This is a genomic window from Bacillus sp. AY3-1 (assembly GCF_008368785.1).
In the GTDB taxonomy this organism is placed as follows: domain Bacteria; phylum Bacillota; class Bacilli; order Bacillales; family Bacillaceae_G; genus Bacillus_A; species Bacillus_A wiedmannii.
The window spans coordinates 691,961-712,538 of the sequence record NZ_QORZ01000016.1 but is presented as its reverse complement, the minus strand read 5'-3'; the positions used below and the strand labels follow the sequence as shown (position 1 = coordinate 712,538).

Genomic DNA, 20,578 nt, shown 5'->3' with positions numbered 1-20,578 from the left:
CCTCCTCATTCATCTTTTAAAAGAATTTGTTTTGGGTTTAAACGTAGAATAGATAATGCCGGAAGAAGCGTTGCTATTATAGCAATAGCTAGTCCAATTCCACCCATTTTTCCTACATCTTCTCCTGTTACACTTACATCAATTTTATCAATTGGATCTTCTTTTTGATTTTGTAGAGTACCACCAGGTCCAGCCATCATTACAGTACCATTTTGCGAGGTATCTGTTTCTTCGCTTGCAATAGCAATTTCACTCGAAAGTAAATTATCCCCGATATATTGAGAAACCTTAGCTCCTGTTGTTATGGATAATCCAAATGCTAAAATAGCGACACATACTACTTCTACTACGAACTGCGCCATCAGTTTCCATTTTTTCTCTCCAATAGATAACAGAATTCCCATTTCCTTACGACGTCCTTTAATTGATAGCATAATGATTAACCCTAATATAATCGCACCTGCAATTGAAACAATATAAATAATTATTTGAGAAGTCGAAGAGATATTTTCGATAGGACCAATCATTTGCTTGTACAATGAATCATGCGCATCTAATTTATAATAATTAAAATCAATATTAGATTTTTTTGCTTCTTTTTTAAATGCATCAATATATTGTGGATCATTCAAGAAATACACGACTTGAACACTACTTATACCTTGGTCTACTTCTAATTTTTTCATAGTTGAATGCGGCATATATAGTTTATTAGCTGGATCCATAATAGGAGGAGCCTGTTGACCCATTGCTTGCTCATTTGTTTCGTAAATACCGATAATTTCAACCTCAAAGGTTTCCTTCTTATCCCCTGATTGCACTTTAACTTTGTCCCCTACTTTCAAATTGTTTGATTCCGCTAATCGTTTTTCCATTAAAGCTACATTCTGACCCTTCATTTGCTCTGTAATTGGTTTTCCATCAATGATTTTACTTTTTCCGTTTTTAAAGCTTTCTTGTAATGCAGTCTTGCGGACCCCCTCAATCATAAAAGAAGCATTCATATCTATTTCTGTACCAGAGCTTGAACCGCCTCGTACAGCCGCCATTCCCGCTTTACCTTTTCCTCCTTCTTCTCCTTCTGAAGCTCCTACTAGTTTAAGTCCATCAGAAATTCCAAAAGTGCTGCCTATGTAATTATAGTCATTTACATATTTTGAATCCGCTAATTGATCTGCTTCTTTTGTATTAAGCTTCGGCAGATTAGGCATTTCTCCAGTTTCACTAGCTTGTTGACCTAATTTGTCAAAATCAAGACTTAAAGTAACATCTGCGCCCAGTTTTTTTCTTGCAGCATCCGCTGCTTTTTTTGATGCATTTTGGATTGTGAACCCTGAAAGAACCAAATTTGTAACAATCAGAAATACTGCCATCAAAATTAATGATGTTCCTATCCTTTTTTTCATACTGAGAATTGCGCGTTTCATAAAATTCATTTTCTCTTACCTCCTTGATAACTTGTATTCTATATATGTTATCTAGAGTCTATATGGAGCTAATCGGTAGTTTATCTAGAGATATAAGGAGTTTATGTGTAGTTATTCATTGGCCTGGTCAAGAAAAGCTAGAACACAAATTCAAAAACACAGTCGTTTTAGAATATTGGTAAGGAGTTAGTCAATTTAAGAGACTTATAGAAAAAAGCAGAGGTTAAGCTTAATTTAATGTATGTAACATGAAAAAAATTATTGTATAATTTCTATACAATAAATATAGAGAAGCTATTTGTGAATATCTATATGGGAATTGTTAAGTTCCTCATAGATATTACAGCTTTTAATTAGAAAAGAATGTTAACTTGCTTCTTAAATTTTAGTATAAACTATTTATTACAAGCTTTATAATATAATATACAAATTTATCACCTGTTTTTATAATTCAAGCACCTACTATTAGGAAAAGAGAATATTTCCTAATTAATTTAAAACATAAATTTTTTCTATATTTTAAACAATATGTATTTGGGAGGAGGTTAATTTGATTTTTTCAAAACTCATTGATCGGTATGCCTTATATGATTTACACAAAAAAAGAAGTGTAGCGTTTCAGTATACTTCCCTTTCTAACACTTCATTAAATATAAAGGGCATAGAATCTTTTTATAAAGTAAAACCCTCCTATATTCATTTTGACATTAAGCATTCAAAGCAGGAAAAGGAATACATGGTTGGGCAATTCAACTATAAAAGCTCGGTTCAATCCGGTGATTCACGCAACGACTCTGTAACTGGGGAATTATTCTTACATAAAAATGAAAATACACCTCATGTTATCTTTGTTCACGGTTGGAGAATGGATTCTAACGAACGTGTGAAAAAAATATTCCACGATCATATGACCAGCCTGAAGTGGAATATGTATTATTTCACTCTACCCTATCATTTTGAAAGAAAACCCGATCAATCCTTATTCAGTGGAGAGTATATGGTAAGTGCAAATATTGAACGAACAGTACACGCAACTAGACAAGCGATAGCTGATTTACGAGCTTTGATTAAATGGATTAAAGCAAACAAAAATGGTCCCCTGATTCTAATAGGGATTAGTTTAGGTGGATTTATTACTAACTTAACCTCTCTTGTTGAAGAAGAGAGGTTAAGTTAGTATCCATTTTCTATGCAAATCGACTTTCTTATTCTATTTGGAATACAACTCCGGGTAAATTTATTAGAGAAGACTTGGAACATCATGGTGTTACGTATGATGATTTAATAGATTATTGGAAAATCACTGAACCGAGTCAAGCATTGCCAAAAGTAAAAAAAGAAAATATTTTATTAATTTCAGGTAAGCACGATCTATATGTGCATTCTGAAGATACAGACTACTTGTGGGAATCTTGGGAAAGACCTACACGATATATTTATACATGTGGGCATGCCGGGATCGTTCTTAAACGTAAAAAAATTGCATCTGATACTATTGATTTTATTCAAAATCGATTGAACTCCCCACACTTATCCAATGTCATGCCTTAAATCGCGAGATTACTAAGTACAAAATCTTATACTTATATTGTTATATTTTTTACTAGTCACCTTTGTAAATCTTCGCCCCTAGCCTTACACGATTGAAAATGAAATAAAATAAATAACTAAGGAACTAATTTACCATATGGAAAAACATTGCTCAGCATTTTCACCAGTGGTCCCTGTATATGCAATATTACATACAAAAATCTTTATTTATTCCGTTATTAATTTAAAAGTAAATTATTCATCCATTAATCTATACCATCCGTATTTACAGTTAAGAATACCCTAATTACATATAAAAAAGAGAGAAGAACATTGGTTAGTTCTTCTCTTTTGGTTTATTTTTTTAAGATAACTATATATAAATTTTGCTTTTCATCATTCTTCATGAGTCTAGATAAAAAAAAGAATCTAGTCCTTTTCTTAACTCAAAAAGAAATTTTTCTAATGAACATAATTACAACGGCATTAAAACAATTTGCTCTTAAATCTGCTACTTGTATTATTAATTGCATGAAACTCCTTCTTGAGAAAGGTTTTAATTTCCGAATATTCTGTTGACCGTTATAACATATCCAATTTACAATTTAATTGTGGTGTTCTTTCACAATTAAACTACTTAGAATACACTTCATTTATTTGAAAACAATTACAAATAGAGGTGCTAAAATGAAAACTAGAGTAAATCCAGAATTATTACAAGGGTTAGAGATGTTTCCGGATCTCGATTTACGCCCAGAAAATTTGCAATCAATCAGAGAAGGAATAGCTCAAATGAGACCACCTACCGTTGTTGATGACTCCCTTTCTTTAACAGATAAAGTCATTGTTGGACCTGATGATAATCCTTTACCATTAAGAATTTATCGTCCAAAATCAAATCATAAATCTTTACCTGTCTTATTATGGATACATGGTGGTGGTTATATCTTAGGTTCTATAGATGATAACGATGATACTTGTATGAGATTTGCAAAAGAAGCTCGCTGTGTGGTCGTATCTGTAGACTATCGCTTAGCTCCTGAACATCCTTATCCAGCACCAATTGAAGATTGTTATGCAGCTTTAAAATGGATTGCTGATAATGCAGAGTTATTAAACATTGATTCGAATCGAATTGGGGTTGCAGGAGTAAGCGCTGGAGGTGGACTAACAGCAGCATTATCATTATTAGCACGAGATCGAAAATATCCTTCAATTTGTTTACAAATGCCACTATATCCAATGATTGATGACCGAAATAATACACCTTCAGCGAATGAAATTAAAGAGGGATTTGTTTGGAACCAAAAGGCAAATGAAGCTGGCTGGAAAATGTATTTAGGAGAAATGTATGGAACGGATCAAATCCCTGCCTATGCAGCGCCTTCTCGAGCTGAGGATTATAGTGACTTACCATATACCTACACATTTGTTGGTCAATTGGACCCATTCCGCAGTGAAACATTAACCTATGTAAGCAATCTAGCGCAAGCTGGTGTTGATGTCGAATTTCATTTATATCCAAATGCCTATCACTGGTTTGAAGGATTGAATCCAAATGCCGAGGTATCTATTTACGCTGTGAACGAAATAGTACAAGCAATAAAAACTGGTTTCAAAAGAGTATCTAAGGTTGAAGCTTAATCCCTTTACAAGAGAAACATTCATGAATAGTTTACATTGGTGAGTATTTATTTAAATATAATAGCCGATTCTTTTAAATCGGCTATTATTACGTAAAACTTACCTAATATATCAAGGCTGAGAAACAGATATAAGATGTTTAGACGAAGTGTTTATTTCCTCTGCCACTGCTTTTATGCTCATCATGATTTGAAGCATTTCTTCTATTGTTGTCCTTGGATTGATAGAGCAAAGTCGAATTACTACTTTTTCTTTTAATTTAGTCGTACTTAGCATAGCAAATCCTCTTTGATTAATTTCTTCCACCAATTTTTTGTTTATTTCATGAATTGTATCTGTAGACGTTAGACCACAAGGAATGTAACGAAAAGTAACAATACCTAATTGAGCAGGTGTTACTACTTCCCAATCTTTTTCTTTCCTTAAAAACTCTTCAACTTGTTCAGCCAACATAATACCATGATCTATTGCCTCACGAAAAGCTGTGATTCCAAATGCTTTAAAAGAAAGCCATACCTTTAATGCTCTAAATCTACGAGAAAGTTCAATTCCGCGCTCCCCAAAATTCACTTTTTCTTCTAAATTAGTTTCCGTATCCTTAATATACTCTGGGATCATACGGAACGTTTTACTTAAATATTGGCTATTTCGAATGAGTACACAACCAACATCATAAGGCTGAAAAAGCCATTTATGTGGGTCTAACGTCAAAGAATCAGCACGATGAATCCCTCTTAACAACTCCCTTCCTTTTTCACTGAGAATTGCTGCAGCCCCATAAGCCCCATCCGCGTGTAGCCATACATCTTCATCACCACATAGATCAGCCAATTCATCGAGAGAGTCCACCGCTCCGCAATTCGTTGTCCCTGCATTGGCAATAACACAGAATGGTTTTTTCCCTTTTAATCGATCTTCTTTTATTTGCTTTTTTAAAGTACTAACTGAAATTCTTAGCTTTTCATCTGTTTCAATTCGGCAAATTTGATGATGTTTAAACCCTAATACTTTAAGTGCTCGATCTACAGAAAAATGAGTTTGGTTAGAGAAATACACAACCGCATTTTCTATGTCATTATTCAACTTGACCTGTCTCGCTACAGTAAGTGCAGTCAAATTAGCCATGGAACCGCCACTGACAAATAGTCCTTCTGCTGAATCAGGGAATCCTAGCATTGATTTTAACCAGTTGATTGTCGTTAATTCAATTTGTTCAGCACCTGCACCTACTATCCAAGCTGTAGGAAATACATTAAATCCACTTGCTAAAAAATCTGCTACTACACCAACATAATTATTAGGACCGGGCACAAAAGCCATAAAATGAGGATGATCCACATGAGTAATTTGATTAAACACATTGTTATTAAGGAAATGAAGTAACTCTTTTGGATTGGATCCGTTTTCCGGAATCGTTTCAATTAGCTTGTCTCTAAAAATATTACTATCAATCGTTTCCGAAACTGGTTTACTTTTTAAATGATTCATATGATCAACAATTAAGTCAACCGCTTGATATCCTAACTGACGCATCTCTTCAGCTGATAACTGCAGGTTTTTTGTCATTTGGTTTACCCCTATTCTATTTAAAAAGGCGAGTTCTTTCTCGCCTTTTTATTTTTTATAATTTGTATTCACCGATTGCCTGTATTGGATTTTGAAGAATCATGTTGATTAACTGATGGATGTGATTCAATATTTCTTGTATTGTCGCTGCTTCATATACGGTTTGATTATATCCAAACTTTATTGTAAGTGTCTCTTCAGGGAAGCACATAATTCCATACTTTACATGCGGCTCATCAACAACTTCGTAATCTGTGATAGCAAAATTTCTGTTTTCATTTGAAGAGAAGATAGCTTGGTTAGTTGGATAGTTTTCAAAAACCCAAAGATGGTCAGTCAACTCGGTTTTTAATTCACTTTGCTTTTGTATATCAACAAATGAATAATATGCATACTCATTACACTTCAATGTTTCTAGTTGTACTTTTTGCAGGAAATCTACAAAAGTTTGCGTTTCTGTCCATGCTAGTCGGATAGGCAAAACATTTGTGAACAGACCAAACATATTTTCAATTCCTTCTACTTCGGGAGGTCTGATTGATACGAGATTAGGTAATACTATTTCTCTTGTTCCATTGTATTTGCCAAGCAATATTCCCCATACAGCTAGTAATGCCGTATTCATAGTTATATTGTTTTTAGTTACAAATGCCTGTAACTGACTAGTCAAATCCTTATTTAATGTTAAATCCATAAATGTGAAGTTTAACCCTTCACTTTGAGTTATTACTTTCTTTTTAGGAATACTAATTTTCTGATTGTATCCTGATAAATAATCCCTCCAAAAATGACGTGCTTTCTCATGATCTTGTGCCAAAGTCCAGTCTATGAATGTTTCAAATGGTTTTACCATAGGTAACCCCGCCGTAGTTCCCGCATTTGTTGTTTCATAGAGCTGGAATAATTCGTCTATCAAAATGCTGACGCTCCAACCATCACATAACAGATGATGGGAACTCCAAACCACCTTATGCTCCTTATTACCTAGTTGGAATATACAGAGACGGTTCATGAGTTCATCATTTTTAAATCCTCGACTTAAATTTTCATTCATCCACTGGTCTAGGAATTGTTGCTGTTCTTGTTTCGTCATCTCAATCAAGTTTTTTATTTCTGAATTTATTTGAACATCATATAGAACAGCTTGCCAAGGTTTTGCTTGTTCATCTTGCACAATTATTGTTCTTAAAGAATCATGACGATCAACTAATTGTTGGAAACACTGAATAAAGAGTTTAATATCCAGCTCCCCCTCAAGTGCCCAAATTGTTTGTTCAAAATATGCATTTGTATCAGGTTCATTCGTAGCATGCTCATAAATAACTTCCTGGAAAGGTGCTAACGGGTAAATACGTACTATTTTTATATCCGGCATTTTTTCTTGTATTTTGTTAAGTGTATGTTGATTAAGTTGTTTATCTTTAACATTTAGTAATGTAGCTTTATTATCGTTCATTATGTTTACATCATTTGTTTGTGAACTTGAAAACTGGTCTAGCTTTTTAACAAATTGAACCATGTCCCTTAATATAGGAAATGAAAATAGATTTTTTGGTTCAAGCTCGAATCCTTGTCGATACAGTCTGACGGACACTTGAATCGCTTTTATCGAATCTCCACCTAAGGCGAAGAAATGATCATTTACTCCAACTTGATCTATTTTGAGTACTTCTTGCCAAATACTAGTTAATATTTTTTCCATTTCAGTTTTTGGAGCAATAAATACTTCATTTTTTTGTTTCTCTGGAGTAGGGAGCGCTTTTCTATCTAATTTCCCGTTTGGAGTCAAGGGTAATTGTTCCAAATAAACAAAATAAGAAGGAATCATGTAATCCGGCAAGTGATCTCGCAAATGCTTTCGTAGTTCTGTTGTACTAATATTTTGCTCATTTACCACATATGCAACTAAAAATTTTATTCCATTCTCATCTGTTTGATCAATTACAACAGCATGTTCGATTTGTTTGTAAGTTAGAAGACAATGGGCAATTTCTTCTAACTCTACTCGATATCCTTGAATTTTCACTTGATAATCTTGGCGGCCTAAAAATTCAATATATCCCTCAGGATGCATTTTTCCACAATCTCCTGTCTTGTATAAAAGACCAAAATCAGGATGTGATACAAATGCGTCATTCGTTTTCTGTTCGTCATTTAAATATCCTTTAGCAAGGCCCACTCCCCCGATATATAAATCCCCAATTACACCAACAGGGCACATTTTCTTTTCATAGTTCAACACATAATACGTTTGATTCGCCAAAGGCATCCCATATGGAATACTATTCCAATGTGATTCCACCTGTTTGACCGGATAATAAATTGACCAAATCGATGCTTCTGTTGCTCCTCCTAGTGAAACTACTTCTGCAATTGGAAAATGCCGTTTTATTTTTCCTGGCAAAGAAAGTGGAATCCAGTCTCCACTATGTAAAACTAAACGCAAAGAAGATTGTTCAAAATGAGAACCTACTTGATCCAATGCCAAATCCATGATTGCAGGCACTGTATTCCAAATTGTAATTCCTCTACGCTCGACGGTACGGATTAATTCTTGCATGTTTCTTGGATCACGAATCATTACCAACATTGCACCTGTGCTTAACGTTCCGAAAATATCGTATACAGATAGGTCAAAACAGATGGAAGAGATACCAATAATACGATCATCTTCATTTATCTGATATTTTTGATTAATGTCTTGAATGGTATTTGCAACCGCTTGATGAGTAATAATTACTCCTTTTGGTTTCCCTGTACTTCCTGAAGTGTATATGATATAGGCAAGATCTTCTGGACCAGCAATAGCGGGCATATCTTCTGTTGTATATAATGACAAATGTTTTTCTTCATAAAGACTAGGTTCTAATAAAAGTTTGCATGAGCTATTTTTTAAAATATATGTTTGGCGATCTAAAGGATGATCGGGATCAATCGGAACATAAGCGGCACCTGCTTTTAAAATACCTATCATATTAGCAATTGTGTCAACTTGTCTTTTTGCTAAAAGACCCACTTTGTCACCTAGACCAATGTCTTGCTCTTTTAAGAAATGCGCAATTTGATTGGAGCGTTTATGAAGTTCCGAGTATGTTAACCATTCTTGCTCAAATACCACTGCTACTTCATCCGGTGTACGTTTTACTTGGTCTGTAAATAATTGATACAGAGTAGTTAAAGGTATTTTTTCAGTTGTTTTATTATATTGCTCAATCAAAGTTTGATCCGATTCTTTCATCTGCAAAGATGTTACGTCGCTTTGTTTCACTAATTGTTCCAATAAGTCAACAAATTGGGAAAACATTGCTTCTATTACATCAACATCAAACAACTCTTCAACATAGTTCCAGCTAATTAATAACTCTCCATTTTTTTCAATTACTACATTATCCAAATACACTTGTGGAGTCCGAGCATGAATATGGCGAAGAGAACCAAGCTGTTCCCAAGCAAACGCACCCGCACCTGCTAGCATCGAGGTGAAAACAATTGGCATAACTGCTTTTGGCGTCATTTGGTGGTATCGAGTAAAATCTCGAATAAAGTTAACTCCATCGTAATGACGATGTTCAAGGCCATCCAATAAAGTAGATTGCGTTTCTTTTACTCTAGTAAAGAAAGATTGCTCTGGTTTTACATCAACATCCAACAAAATAAGCGATGTGAAATCTCCCACAATTTGTTCTACTTCTTCATGAACAGGATAACGGTTAAATACAGTCAAATTAATTGCAAATTTACGTTGATTACTCCAATATGCCAACACATCACCATATATTGTACAAAGCAGAGCGGAAGGAGTTACTTCTTTCTCTTGTGCTAACTTTCGTAGCTTTGTCCACTTTTCATTGTCCAGGATCTTAGTAAGTGATTGGAATTTAGGAGTAGCAATCTCTGCCGGATCCTTTTTTAACAGCAAAGAAGGTGCAAATGGAAAGTCAGGAAGCTTACTTGTCCAATAATCTTTTGCTGTTTTATATTCTTCACTTTGTTCCATTTCATCATAGATAAACATGTAATCTTGAAAATCAAAAGATAGAGATTCTAATTTTTGATTTGGTTTATAATAATAATGCAACAAATCCTGTCCAACTATGTTCATGCTTGCTCCGTCCATTAATAAAGCATCGTATCGAAAACATAATAAATACGTGTCTTCTTTTAAAAGAAAGGCTTTTAATTCAAACAAAGGCCATTTCCCCAAAGGGAATACATGGTTAGTCATTCGAGAACGTTCTTCTTGTAAGCGAGCATTTTGATTCCTATCATCTAAATCTATGAGACTAACTATTTCAATCTCGTAATCAGGAACGCTTTGTAATATTTGCTGTTCTCCCTCTGGTAAAATTACAGCTCGCAACATTGGATGACGATGAATTACCTTCTGAAAACTTTTCGAAAGACGATTGATATCCAATTTTGTTTCATATTCAAAATAAGTTTGAGGTGAAATACCACTTAATTCAAACTGTGAATTCCTCCCTAACATGTACGCTGTCTGAACCTCTGTTAATGGAAATGACTTAGACAAATCTTTAACATGAGTTGGTCTATTTTCAAAGTTTTTCTCTTTATGCTCTACCTCTACACAAGAACTAAGTTGAGCAATCGTAGGATGCTTAAAAAAATCTGTTGTACTTATTTTTAAGCAGTCTTTTCTTAATAAATTAATTACCTGAAGTGCTTTAATCGATTCTCCTTTTAAAGCAAAAAAATTATCATGAATACCGATTCCCTCAATCTCCATAACTTTTTCCCATGCATGCACCAATGCTTGTTCAATTTCATTGCGCGGTGCAACGTATGGAATTGATATATAATCCGTTTGTGTTATATCTAATAATCTTTTCCTATCTACTTTCCCATTTGGATTCAGCGGAATCTCTTCCACCTGAATCATTTTTTCAGGAATCATAAACTCAGGTAATTTATCACTTAAATATTTTCTGATTTCATCAAAAGAGACCTTATTATCGGATACATAGTACGCAGCTAATAATTTCCTATTTCCATATACTTGATCAACAACGATAGCTTGCTTTATTTGTGGATATTCCCTTAACTGGCTTTCGATTTCTCTTAATTCAATCCGATATCCCCGAATTTTTACTTGATGATCCATTCGACCTAGATATTCAAGTTCTCCATTAGGCAACCAACGAACGAGATCCCCCGTATGATACATCATTTCTCCTGCAGTAAAAGGACTCGGTACAAATTTTTCATCTGTCAGTTTAGATTTCCCAAGATACCCTCGTGCTACCGCCACGCCACCAATACAGAGTTCACCCGGAATTCCAAATGGTTTTAATTGACCATACTTATTCAATATATAGGAATGATAATTCGGATTGGGACTTCCAATCGTAACTTCTTTGGCGGAGCTCAAATCCTTTACTGTTGCACAAATGGTTGTTTCTGTAGGACCATAAATATTTAAAATTGTCGCTTCACTGATGCATCGAATTTTTTCAACCAAATCAATGGAAAATGCTTCTCCTGCTAACAAAATAGATTTTAAATCTTTCAGAAAATTTACCCCTTCTGGATCACTTAAAATCACTTCCATTCGCGATGGCGTTGATTCCCATAAATCCACCTTATGTACTTTGACCAAATGAGCCAATTCTTTTGTTGCAAACTGGTCCTCTGTAGCAATGACTACTTTCGAGCCTTGTGTTAAAGGAAGACATATTTCTAACAAGGAAATATCAAAAGAAACACTAGCAAGAAACAAGAATGATTGATTATCTTTTACTTTTTCTCTCATTGCACTTAAAAAATGAACAAGAGATTTCTGTTCCACCATTACTCCTTTTGGATTTCCTGTTGATCCTGATGTGTAAATGACATAAGCCAAATCATTAGGATCGCCTTCCCGAATTAAATTACTTTCTTCACCTTGGAAGAGATGTTCCTCATCAAGATACAGCACTTCACCAGCAAATTGCGGTAACTCTACTTTCGTTCGCTTGCTCAATAAACATTTTGCTTGACTATCTTGTAACATATATTCAATTCGTTCATTTGGATAGTTAGGATCGATTGGTAAATATGCTGCACCTGCTTTAAAAATTCCCATCATGCCAATGATCATTTCTAATGACCGGTCTACCATAACCCCAATAATACTTTCCTTGGATACACCTTTACTTTGAAGAATAAAAGCCAATCGATTTGCTTTCCTATTCAATTCTTTATATGTTAAATATTGATCATTACAAACAACAGCGATTTGATCTGGGGTTTTTAACACTTGTTCTTCAAACAAATCTTGAAATGTTAGAAACAAGTCTATGTTTGTCTGACTGTTATTCCATCCTTCTAACAACTCTTTCTCTTCTTCTGCAATAATACAAATATCTTTCACTGTCAAATTCGGATTTTTTAATACTTGCTTTAAAATATAAAGATACGAATTTGCAAACTGTTGCAAAGAAGAAAACGAATGAGATTTGAAAGAAATTTGAAATTCAAATTCATTATGTATTTCATTCCATTTTCTTTGTATCCAAACCACTAAATTATTCTCTGCATATTCTTCTATCGAATTTTTATTATGTAACCCTTCCATCCCAATAACAATTTGAAAAGGAGTTAAAGGATGTTCCACTAATAATTCAGAGAGTGGATACCCCTGATTGTCATACCCGAATAAAGTCGTTTCTTCAATCTGATTCACTACTTGTTTAAAGCTATGATGCGGATGGATTTCACTTCCTAAAGGAATCAATTTATTAAGATTCTCGCTTTGTTCAAGATTTTTTTCGATTACAGGAATACCAATAGTAATTCTTTCTTGATCTGTATAGTGTGCCAAACAAATCCTTAACGCGGCCTGTAACCAGCTAAATAATAATAAATCTTGAGACTTACTTTCTTTTTGTATACTTTTACTCAACTCTACATTCATTATGATTTGAACGTGCTCACAAGGATTTTCTTTATTTAGTTGGTAATCACTATTAAATATAGAAAAATCAAGAACCTCGGAAGATAATTGCTCCTTCCAAAACGCTTCTACCCCTTTATTTCCATGAATAGAACTTCGATCTTTAATGTGCATGTTTATCTTTATCCCCCTAATATTCATTTCTTCTATTCGTTAATTTTCAGGCCAACTTCAAGCCCATGGAGAAATACTTGATGGTTATCCAAACATAAAAATTGCTGAATCTCTTCAAATTTCATATGACCAACTGAACAAACGCCTAAATTTAATGTCTCAGCAACCATATTTAAGGTAGCAGTGATAATGCCTGACTCAATACAAGCAAATAAATATCCATCTGAACCGTATTTCGGGATGGAAGCGTTCGCATTATAAACCAAATAAACTGAGAAAGCAGATTGAGTAAATAAATCCTGGTTAATTAACTCATGATCACTTTTGATTACTTGATCAATGTTGTTTACAATCACAAGACTATTTTTTGATGGGTTATAATAATAAAACCCAGCTTTTATACCTTCTATACGTTTTGGTTTTATATAAACAAAGATATCAATAGGGTAGAGTCCGCCTGCACTTGCGTAATGATAGTATATTTTTTCTTCCCTAACCTGTTTTAGAGTTGATATGAAATAGGAAAATTCTAAAAATTTAATATGTTTTTTCATATCAAATTGGCGACAAGACCTACGCTCCTTGATTATAGTGGGTAGCTCATTTGTTGTTTCAAGTTGAATTTCGGTTGATCGCGCAGCAACGTGCGTTCGATTAAATTGTTCACGCATATACGTATCTAACTCTTCTTTAGAAAAGCGAATCTGGTTGCTATATGGATTCGGAAAAATCTTTTCTTGTGTGGAAAATACTTCTCTTGGGTGTAATATGTTACTTACTAACACACGATTTTTTATCATAAGCTCTATTGTTTTTTGTGTCTCTTCTATATTTCCTAAAGAAAAGCGCTCTACTAGTTCACTAATTTTCACACCTTTTTGAGCCATAAAATAAAACTCAGGAAACCACTCAGACAGAATGCCTGTAAATCTCATTTCCCCTATCAAAACTTCATTATGCAACTTCTCCCAATGCTTTATAGGAGACCAGTAATAAATTTTCTCGTTCATATAACCCTCCATAAACTTTTAACTTATTTTTGAAATGCAATTTTCTAATCTACAAAAAATATTTTTTAGATTCTGATCCTTGTCTCATAGTGATTATAAATACATGCACTTCAACGAAACTTGAAAATAATGAAATAACTTTTTCTTCATTAATTTTTTTTATTTCATCATAAAAAGTGTTTTTTTATTAGATATTTCACATCCTTTCCCATAGTAATCCTATAAGGTATAAACCATTTAGAATGTTAAGAACATTGACGCATTTGCAATGTGAAATTATTGTAATGGATTGGAAAGCAGATGGGTATAGTTATTAAACACATTAATATTGAGAAAGTTTTATTTGTTATATTCATAAAATTTTCTCGTGATATTTATTACATATAGATTAAGAAAAAAATTTAAAATTTTTCTTTTGAAGTTAGTTTAAAAATGTAACGTACTATTACATACAAGTGAGTTACTAACATATCGTATTTAAAAAGAGAAAAGACACCTTAAATGGTGTCTTTTCTCTTTTTAATGCCATATACTTTTTAAGCCTTTTTTATCTTTAAACGATTTGTAGAAATTAATACAACTCGAACATCTAGCCCGTTATGTGTTCGAATATGTAATAAAAATTATATAAATTAAGAATGTATTTTAGATCATTTTATTGATAAACATCAAGGTATCTTCGCCTCCTCCTATCATAATAGCAATGATTCCTTGCCTATCTCTTTTATTAATTTGTAATATAATTACAGTATGTGAAATTATATTACATGAACTTTAAAAGCGAAGTGAAAATAACCTTCACTTCGCTTTTTGCATTTATAATCCGTATTTAAATTATTCAATTCTATATATACTTCCACATTATTTGCTTTTATTTAATTGGTTTCTCCGTTTTTAAAACTAGTGAACTTAATGCAGGAACTTTAATTTTATTATCATGGACAACGTAAAGTGTTTTACTACCTGCTTGTTTTCCGTCTACTAGTACTTTCCACGGACCTTTCGATGGAAGTGTTATGTCAACCGCTTCTCTATTTGCATTGTGAGTCACCATAAAGTATTCGTTTTTATTCCCATTTCCCTTTATTGAATAAGCCACAACATTTTTGGGAGCATCAATAAAAGAGACCTGTTTTTTTATTTGTTCTGCAGATGTCATTCGAAAAGCTGCGTACTTCTTCCGTAAATCTATTAAACCCTTCATATAATCTACTTCATTATTAAATGCTGCACGGCGTAACCAGTCCATCTGGTTAATTGAATCAGGAGATTTGTAACTGTTATGATCACCGTATTTCGTGCGCATAAACTCTTGTCCTGCATGTAAGAATGGAATACCTTGTGATGTTAATAAAATCGAAGAAGACAATTTGTGCATTTGTTTTCGCACTTCTTCACTGTCACCTGGATTAGTCAACTCAAGTTTGTCCCATAATGTATGATTATCATGTGCTTCCACATAAGTTAGCACCTGCTCAGGATCTTGATAAGTAGACGAATTTATATCGTAGTCAATGCCTGCTGTAATCCCTTTTTTAATACGGTCTTCCATGTTTTCCTTCCCATTTACAAAGCCATTTTCTTTCTCCTCAAATACACTACCTTTCAATCCATCTCGTATATTATCGTTAAAATGAGCAATCCCTTTCATTTTCTCTGCATTTTTTTGATTTGCTTTCAATTCACCTGCAAGAGGTGTATTTAAATCCCAACCTTCTCCATGCAGTATAATAGAAGGGTCAATTTGATTAACAGCTTTACGTATTTCATTCATTGTTTCATAATCATGAATACCCATTAAATCAAAACGGAATCCGTCTAAATTGTATTCTTTTGCCCAATATGTGACGGAGTCAACCATAAATTTCCTCATCATTTTCCGTTCTGAAGCTGTATCATTTCCTACTCCGGTTCCATTTGCAAATGTTCCGTCTTCATTGTAACGATAATAATAACCTGGAACTAACTTATGAAAATTAGATTCCGCAGCGTTATACATATGGTTATATACTACATCCATTACAACACGAAGATTATTATCATGCAGTGTTTGAATCATTTGCTTTAATTCGGTTATTCTAACAGTTGGTTCATATGGATTTGTAGAATAGGATCCCTCTGGAACGTTGAAGTTTTTCGGGTCATATCCCCAGTTATATTGTGGTTCGTTTAAATTCTCTTCATTTACTGATGCATAATCAAATATCGGTAAAAGCTGCACGTGCGTAACACCAAGATCTTTCATATGATCAAGTCCTGTTTTCACATCTTTAGGCCCTCTTGTTCCTTTTTCAGTTACACCTAAATATTTTCCTTTATGTTTTATACCACTTTCGGGCTGAATAGAAAGATCACGTACATGCAATTCATAAATAATTGCATCTTCCGGATTTTTAAATTTTGGCTTTTTATCCATTTTCCATTTTTTAGGATTTGTTTCTTCTAAATCGACAACTGCACCTTTATCCCCATTTACAGAAGCAGCACGCGCATACGGATCAACTGCTTCTGTCCACTTATCCCCAATTTTCACCTTATACGTATAAAAGAGGCCTTTTTGGTTCCCTGTAAGTTCTGCTTTCCAAGTGCCTTTTTCACTTTGTTGCATGTTTATTTCAGTACCTATTTTATCGTTCCATTTTTTATATGTAACTAATTTCGCTTCACTCGCAGTAGGAGCCCATACACGGAACTTTGTATGTTGTGGTGTATATATATTACCTAAATCGTTACCACCATAATAAAATGAATGATCAAACTCCGCACTACGAATGACTTTACCGATTTCGGTATACGTATCAGCTACGTTTTCGATTTTAACTTTGTATGATTGTTTTAAATCAATTTTCTGCTCCGTAATTATTTTAAACTTATTCGTAACATTCCCACTGTTTCTATCATAAGGACTAATATCCTTAATTCTAATGTCTTCAATTTCAATTTTCCGTTCCTTAATATGAAACGGCACATTAGTCGTTACAGTAATTTCATTGAAACTATCAATAGTTGCTTTTTGAATTGATAGATCCGAAGAAGGCTTAGAAGTATATACTTTATCATCACCAGAAAGAATCCATACTTCAGCACGACCGTCCTTTATATTTTCAATCCAACGATCGCCACCATCTTTTTCCCAATCATTTGTACGAATGATAAATCCTACACGATCATAGTCACCATCTAAATTAATTTTAGCGTACTTTCCAAATTCATCTTCACCAGTAAATTCATATGATTTACCATTCGCATTTTCTCCCCATAACCAAAGGTTCCAATCCTTTGTATTTCCAGACTGTTCTTTGTAATGAATGATAACTTCAGTTGTTTTCGAATTTGAAACTGCTTTTACACTTTGAAAAGAGAAAACAGATGATAACATAACGATTATAGTAAGTAATAAAACTGATTTGTTAATTAATCTTTTTATCATTTGCACCACATACACCCTTTCTTTAAATAGTACGTACAATTTATTATGCTCGTACTAAATTACACTACTTAAATTAATCTAGAACTCTCTTTTACTTCACCCCCATATTGGCTATTTTCACATATGTATTTCAATGATCTTTTAATACGAAAACGTTTGCATTAATGTTTAAAAAAATAGATTTATTTATGTCTGCATATATTTGTAAATACTAAAAGATCAAGGAAATCATTTTAAAGCAATCGTTTGTTATCGCTTTCATTCTATAGCACTTTCTATTAAGAGGTCAATATATTATTAATTTTCTGTTTTTATATACTTTAAACCTTATATATGTGTCGTAACTTCATAAAGATATACAACTTAATTATTGCTTAGTAAGTGTATTTTCAATCATACATTGCTGTATAAAAAAACAGCTACTATCTTTAAAATGACAGTAGCTGCTTTTCATAACGTAATAATATATGAATGAAAACTATATTTCTAACTTACTTAATTTTTGCTGCATCAAATGCATTTTGAACTGCTTGAACTTCAGCAGTATTTGCTCCATATTTATTCGTTGCCACTCGAATACATGCTGATCTCAATTCTTTGAAATTAGAAGTCATGTTTAACTCATCTGTATTTGCATAATAGAAGATATCAAACATTTTATCTTCACCAATCCCTTTAACAGTTACACCGTTATGAGTTCCACCTTTTGCAATGAGATACGCAACTTTATTAATAATACTTGAATTAAAATGAACGCCACCTTGATCCCATCCATTAAAATCGTTAAATTCACTGTAATCATCTGGATAAGGTACTCCAAGTGAAGATGGAACAGAAGCCGGGTTTTCCATATCACGGAAAACAGATCCAGTTTGTTCTCCCATCGTCCAGTTAAAGCTTCCATTATTTACGTATTTCTCAATAGATGTTCCCATAATATCAGATAGCGCCTCATTAATCGCACCAGATTCACCGTAATATTCAAGATTAGATTCGCTAGAAGTAACTGCATGTGTAAATTCATGGCCAGCTACGTCGTATGCCTTGACGATAGGATCTCCGTATACAAGCATACTTCCATTATTCGCACTTAATGCATTCTGCCAATTTTTCGGATCATTCGTATCTCCAGAATCCCAAGCGTGTACAACTGAAACTACCTTTTGTCCCTTATTATCAAAACTATTACGCTTGTATTTATCTTTATAAAAATCAAATACTTTTGTTGCTAAGTAATGAGCACTTACTGCTTTTGGATCGTTAAATGTTGTCGAAGTACTAGTTGCTAATGTACCAGGATAATAGCTTTCTTCTTTAGTAATGTCTCTATAATTCACATCATATGTTTCGATTCCTTGCCCTCTTGTATAATCAGCAAGAGCATATTTGCCATTACTTTGTTTAGAGATACCAAATGTACGTGATATACCTAAATCATCTTTTCCTGTTCCAGTTAATGATGTAAGATTGCTTTTTTTACTTTTCTTTAATGCTCCAACTAGTTTTTCACTTGCTTTTAAGTTAGATTCTTGTACCATATTTTTTAACATATCACCATTTTGTGCATTTACTAAATAAGTTCCGGAAACATATTTTGGTGTTGCAGCTTCAAATGTAACTTGGTATGCATTGCTAGCTTGTCCATTATTTTCATCAACAAAAATAACTTCTTGAACTTCTGGCTCAGAAATAAAATTGATATCGTTCCCGTACTTCGTATAAATATATTGTGTTGCTTCATCTTTTGATAGATTGATAGGTTTTTTCAATTCTTCTTGTTTTAAATTTTGTGCGCTATCGCCTGAAACACTTTTAATAACACCGTTATTATCTACGTGTGCAGTTAATTGATGACCATATACTTCTTTTCCTTCGTATGTTTGCTGTATACGTACAAGTGTAGTCCCATCATATGAACCACGTTTTTGAAGAACTTTATAATCTACTCCTGTTTCTCCATTGACTTGCTTTGGAGAAAGAGCTTGTTCTGTTTTCTCCTTAAGAGCATCTTTTACTACATTCTCTGGTGCCTTTTGTGACGGTTGTGTAAGTTCACCCGAACGGAACGATTCTTCCTGAATTTGAACTTGTAGTTGATCTGTTTCCTCAGCATGACCTACTCCGTATGGTGCTACAGCTGTTAAAGCTAAGCCTGTTGTTAATGCTACCTTAGTTAATGTCTTTTTGTTTTTCATTTTTTCACCTCGTATAATTTTTGAAATAGAAAGCTTGTACAAAGTATACTGTCTATTTATGTCGAAAAAAAGAGAAAATACACAATTTATGTAACATTATGCAAAATTACATATATGTGGTCGATGATATAAATAAAGAACGACATATATGTTATTAATTTCAATAAAAAAGAGCTCTTTTAGGCGCTCATCCAATTGGTTAGTTGTTAATTATCTATATTCATTCTAATCAAAGTACCTTTACATCTAAATAACAACATAAAAACCCACTCTTTACTATTTTAAGAGTAGGTTTAATGCTATTAAAATAACAATTATTATAGGACATCTTATAATTTATATTACTTATTTAAAATTATATTTTGGACATGAAGTTGATTTAGGATAAAGATGGATCAAATGAATACTAATGACCTTGATAAACAAGAAAAAGAAAGTGCGTGTTTTGTTTTATGATGTATATAGTATATAAATACTTTAGTGAGGCAGCGCATCTACAATTTAGATTTTTTAATATAATGTTGTTATGTATGTCTATAGCTGCATGGATTGTAACATTATGAGATAGCTAAAGTCTCATATGAGTTTCAGGCTTTTTTATTTTGTCAAAAATATCTTTAATTTGTCTCCCATTTAAATATAGTAAAGGACACATCTATTGCATGTTATTAGCTCAAGGTATGTTCTTTTAAAGCATATTATAAATATGC

7 protein-coding genes and 1 pseudogene are annotated in these 20,578 nt (G+C 33.3%); 2 read left to right on the top strand and 6 right to left on the bottom strand.

The features are described 5' to 3' along the window. Window positions 1-5: 5 nt before the first annotated feature. The gene (locus DN389_RS14985; protein WP_149237319.1) at window positions 6-1,436 is read right to left on the bottom strand and encodes an ABC transporter permease; all 1,431 of its coding nucleotides are present in this window, start codon (window positions 1,434-1,436) and stop codon (window positions 6-8) included. 541 nt (window positions 1,437-1,977) lie between these two features. On the opposite strand from DN389_RS14985, the pseudogene DN389_RS14980 reads away from it, so the two are divergent. Continuing rightward, a pseudogene (locus tag DN389_RS14980) lies at window positions 1,978-2,978 on the top strand (alpha/beta hydrolase). A gap of 666 nt (window positions 2,979-3,644) precedes the next feature. Then, entirely contained in the window at window positions 3,645-4,601 is a 957-nt protein-coding gene (locus DN389_RS14975; RefSeq protein ID WP_088122293.1) for an alpha/beta hydrolase, read from the top strand. Window positions 4,602-4,712: 111 nt separating this feature from the next. Here DN389_RS14975 and DN389_RS14970 read toward each other — a convergent pair whose 3' ends face one another. From DN389_RS14970 to DN389_RS14950, 5 genes are all read right to left on the bottom strand, one after another. After that, window positions 4,713-6,167, bottom strand: a complete 1,455-nt coding sequence (locus tag DN389_RS14970) for a pyridoxal phosphate-dependent decarboxylase family protein (RefSeq protein ID WP_098190820.1) — start codon at window positions 6,165-6,167, stop codon at window positions 4,713-4,715. Window positions 6,168-6,222: 55 nt separating this feature from the next. Continuing rightward, complete coding sequence (locus DN389_RS14965) at window positions 6,223-13,233, bottom strand: non-ribosomal peptide synthetase (protein WP_149237318.1); 7,011 nt, start codon at window positions 13,231-13,233, stop codon at window positions 6,223-6,225. Window positions 13,234-13,265: 32 nt separating this feature from the next. Continuing rightward, entirely contained in the window at window positions 13,266-14,243 is a 978-nt protein-coding gene (locus DN389_RS14960) for a SagB/ThcOx family dehydrogenase (RefSeq protein WP_149237317.1), read from the bottom strand. Between the two features lie 871 nt (window positions 14,244-15,114). After that, window positions 15,115-17,673 (bottom strand): type I pullulanase, encoded by a 2,559-nt coding sequence (gene pulA / locus DN389_RS14955; RefSeq protein WP_303632399.1) that lies wholly within the window; start codon window positions 17,671-17,673, stop codon window positions 15,115-15,117. A 491-nt stretch (window positions 17,674-18,164) separates the two neighbouring features. After that, window positions 18,165-19,868 (bottom strand): M4 family metallopeptidase, encoded by a 1,704-nt coding sequence (locus tag DN389_RS14950; protein ID WP_098190816.1) that lies wholly within the window; start codon window positions 19,866-19,868, stop codon window positions 18,165-18,167. Between the last annotated feature and the right edge of the window lie 710 nt (window positions 19,869-20,578).

What these genes read in the sequence shown, in the direction of transcription:
- DN389_RS14985 (WP_149237319.1), bottom strand. Translation starts at nt 1,436, where the DNA reads ATGAATTTTATGAAACGCGCAATTCTCAGTATGAAAAAAAGGATAGGA.
- DN389_RS14975 (WP_088122293.1), top strand. Translation starts at nt 3,645, where the DNA reads ATGAAAACTAGAGTAAATCCAGAATTATTACAAGGGTTAGAGATGTTT.
- DN389_RS14970 (WP_098190820.1), bottom strand. Translation starts at nt 6,167, where the DNA reads ATGACAAAAAACCTGCAGTTATCAGCTGAAGAGATGCGTCAGTTAGGA.
- DN389_RS14965 (WP_149237318.1), bottom strand. Translation starts at nt 13,233, where the DNA reads ATGCACATTAAAGATCGAAGTTCTATTCATGGAAATAAAGGGGTAGAA.
- DN389_RS14960 (WP_149237317.1), bottom strand. Translation starts at nt 14,243, where the DNA reads ATGAACGAGAAAATTTATTACTGGTCTCCTATAAAGCATTGGGAGAAG.
- pulA (WP_303632399.1), bottom strand. Translation starts at nt 17,673, where the DNA reads ATGATAAAAAGATTAATTAACAAATCAGTTTTATTACTTACTATAATC.
- DN389_RS14950 (WP_098190816.1), bottom strand. Translation starts at nt 19,868, where the DNA reads ATGAAAAACAAAAAGACATTAACTAAGGTAGCATTAACAACAGGCTTA.